The organism is Mesorhizobium sp. M7A.F.Ca.CA.002.09.1.1 (assembly GCF_003998555.1).
Classification (GTDB): domain Bacteria; phylum Pseudomonadota; class Alphaproteobacteria; order Rhizobiales; family Rhizobiaceae; genus Mesorhizobium; species Mesorhizobium ciceri.
The window spans coordinates 1-2,460 of sequence record NZ_RZRR01000840.1 but is presented as its reverse complement, the minus strand read 5'-3'; the positions used below and the strand labels follow the sequence as shown (position 1 = coordinate 2,460).

Sequence of the window (2,460 nt, the reverse complement as noted above, 5' to 3'; positions counted from 1 at the left end):
CCTGAGCACATCGGCGTCGCCGAAACCTTCCTGGTGCTGGGCATCGTCTATTTCGTCTTCATGCTGATCGGCGCCGTTATCGTCAGGGTGCCGCCGGAGGGCTGGAGGCCTGCCGGATGGACGCCGCCGGCGGCACAGAATGCGATGGTGACGACGTCCAATGTCCATCTCGACGATGCGTTGAAGACGCCGCAGTTCTGGCTGCTGTGGGGCGTGCTGTGCCTTAATGTGACGGCAGGGATCGGCGTGCTCGGCCAGGCCTCGGCGATGAGCCAGGAGATGTTTCCGGGACGCATCACGCCTGCCGCTGCCGCCGGCTTCGTCGGCCTGCTGTCGATCTTCAACATGCTCGGCCGCTTCTTCTGGGCCTCGACCAGCGATTATATCGGCCGCAAGACAACTTATGCCATCTTCTTCGCGCTGGGTGTCGTCCTCTATGCGGCGGTGCCGTGGACCGGCCAGACCGGCAGCGTTTTCCTGTTCGTGCTGTTCTACGGGATCATCCTCAGCATGTATGGCGGCGGCTTCGCCACCATTCCCGCTTACCTGCGCGACGTCTTCGGCGTGCGTTACGTCGGCGCCATCCACGGCCGATTGCTGACCGCGTGGTCGGTGGCGGGCGTGCTTGGCCCGGTGCTGGTGAATTATATCCGGCAGTACCAGATCGACAGCGGCGTTGCGAAGGCCGACGCCTACACGGTCACCATGTACATCATGGCCGGCCTGCTGGTTGTCGGCCTCCTGCTCAACCTGATGATGCGGCCCGTCAATGCGCGCTTCCACATGAAGACCGAACCAGCGGTGGCTTAGAGTCAGTTCCATCCCGATAGAATCGGGATGGGCTCTATCTTATTGTTTGAGCATGATCTTTTCCGAAAACCGGAGTCCACTTTTCGGGATCAGCTCTGAGGAGACCGACCATGGCGCAAGACAACGAGAATTCGATCAAACTCACGCTGGCCTGGCTGCTGGTCGGCATCCCGTTGGTCTGGGGGTTCTGGATGACGCTGGTGAGTGCGACAGCCCTGTTCCAGTAGTCCTCATCTTCGTGCGCGGATCTGCCTGGTCTGTCAGGCGCTGATCTGCCTGACGTAATAGCGCACCGCTTTCTTGCCGCCATGGATAACGGCGTCGCCGGCCTCGACGAAGCCGAGCGCAGCGTGAAAGGCATCCGAGGCGGGGTTCGGCGGGGCGGTGTTGACTTCGCAGGTGACCAGCGTGTGGCCGGCGCGCTCAACATGGCCGAACAGGTCCTGATAGAGCCGGCGGGCGTGGCCGCGGCCGCGTGCGTGCGCCGCCACGACGACCCGGTCGACATAGACGAAGCGCTCATAGCGCTCGCGGAACCACAGGAAATTCGGGCTGTCGTAGCGGGCATCCTGGTCGAAGGTCATGATGAAGGCTTCGAGATCGCCGATGCGCCTGGTGTAAAATGCTTCGCCAAGCAGGAAGGACAGCCGCTCAGCCTCCAGCCACGACAGTTCGGCGGCATGCTCGTTGTTGAGCGCCAGGATCGCCGCTTCGTCTTGGGCCGATACACGGGCTATCGGGGCAGGGCTCGAGGTCATGCCTTGGCTGCCGCGATCGTTGCCGCCACCAGCGCTGTGTCGGTCAGCGTGTTGCGGTACTCGCGATCGAGATCGGAACCACCCATGCCGACATGGGGATTGCGGTAGTCCATGGCACTCGGCACATCCTTGAGGGCGGCAAAATGCATTTCGGACAGGCCGGTTCTGCTGCGCACTTCGGCAATGTTGTGCAAATCCAGTCCGCCGCAGCCGAGGATGACGATGCGGTCGCCGGCCTGCCGCACCAGATCCGCCAACAGCGGCAAGCCTTCGATGGCAGTGTCACGCTGGCCGCTGGTCAGCACGCGGCCGACCTTGCTGCGGATCAGCGATTCGAGCGCCTCGGCCGGCTCGCGCGTCATGTCGAAGGCGCGATGGCAGGTGACGTTCAAGGGGCCGGCGGCCTGCGTCAGTTCGCTCATGCGCGCCTCGTCCATGGTGCCATCGGCGTTCAGGCAGCCAAACACCACGCCGGGCACGCCGAGTTCGCGCAGTGCCGAGACATCTGCCAGCATCGAGGCATATTCCGTCGCACTGTAGAGAAAATCGCCGCCGCGCGGCCGCACCATGACGTGAAACGGCACGTTTGCCTGCTCGATGGCGGCGCGGATCGTGCCGAGGCTTGGCGTGATGCCGCCTTCGACGAGGCTGGCGCACAGTTCGATCCGGTCGGCGCCGGCGGCTTGCGCCGCGAGAAGGCCGTCAATGCCTTCGACACAGATTTCGATCAGCGGCAGGCGGAGAGCTTTGGTCAAGGGGCGATCCATTCCATGATTTCCCGGCCAGCCCTACCACCGCGCCGGTTGCTGCGAAAGCGCGAACAGACTTTCGCGCCGGGCACGGACTTCGCGGTTATTGGCGCAATTCCGTGTTCTTGGCGCCTTGCTCGACC

At 63.5% G+C, this 2,460-nt stretch carries 3 protein-coding genes; 1 reads left to right on the top strand and 2 read right to left on the bottom strand.

Annotated features, from left to right (window positions below; all coding sequences use genetic code 11):
* On the top strand, positions 1-810 hold an 810-nt coding region (locus EN994_RS27115; protein WP_127307953.1), incomplete at its 5' end, for an MFS transporter.
* Between the two features lie 260 nt (positions 811-1,070).
* Here EN994_RS27115 and EN994_RS27105 read toward each other — a convergent pair.
* Together EN994_RS27105 and EN994_RS27100 are read right to left on the bottom strand one after the other, a co-directional pair.
* Positions 1,071-1,568 carry a GNAT family N-acetyltransferase gene (locus tag EN994_RS27105; RefSeq protein WP_063168154.1) on the bottom strand — a complete coding sequence of 166 codons (498 nt, stop codon included), beginning with the start codon at positions 1,566-1,568 and terminating at the stop codon, positions 1,071-1,073.
* Positions 1,565-2,335, bottom strand: a complete 771-nt coding sequence (locus EN994_RS27100) for a copper homeostasis protein CutC (RefSeq protein ID WP_063168153.1) — start codon at positions 2,333-2,335, stop codon at positions 1,565-1,567. The genes EN994_RS27105 and EN994_RS27100 overlap by 4 nt, the downstream gene beginning before the upstream one ends.
* Positions 2,336-2,460 lie beyond the last annotated feature (125 nt).

Excerpts from the sequence above, each read along its gene's own strand:
- EN994_RS27100 (WP_063168153.1), bottom strand. The coding sequence starts at position 2,335 with ATGGATCGCCCCTTGACCAAAGCTCTCCGCCTGCCGCTGATCGAAATC.
- EN994_RS27105 (WP_063168154.1), bottom strand. The coding sequence starts at position 1,568 with ATGACCTCGAGCCCTGCCCCGATAGCCCGTGTATCGGCCCAAGACGAA.